General features: G+C 57.6%; 1 pseudogene. It reads right to left on the bottom strand.

Going from position 1 to position 231, the window contains the following annotated elements:
* Positions 1 to 231: pseudogene (locus tag AAEZ05_RS30480) on the bottom strand (integrating conjugative element protein); the annotation flags it as partial.

Below are 231 nucleotides of genomic sequence, written 5' to 3'. Positions count from 1 at the left end.
ATCCGTTTCTGGATCTCCTGGAAATACGCCGCGTGAGTCTTCGGCCCGAGCTTTGCCGCGTTCAATGATGGTCAGTGGTGAGTTCTTCGCGAGCTGCTGACGCATGTCCAGCTCCATCTTCAGGTTGCCAATTTCCTGTTGCAGCGACGAGCTCTGCTGACCGACTGCCTGCACGGCCAGGTCGTTAGCCGCGACGTTTGGTTCTCGGCTACCTGCCATCAAGGTACGTTG

This window comes from Pseudomonas sp. HY13-MNA-CIBAN-0226, assembly GCF_040310305.1.
In the GTDB taxonomy this organism is placed as follows: Bacteria; Pseudomonadota; Gammaproteobacteria; order Pseudomonadales; family Pseudomonadaceae; genus Aquipseudomonas; species Aquipseudomonas gregormendelii.
Note: the sequence above shows the minus strand (reverse complement) of the source record. Positions and strands in the feature narration are given on the sequence as shown.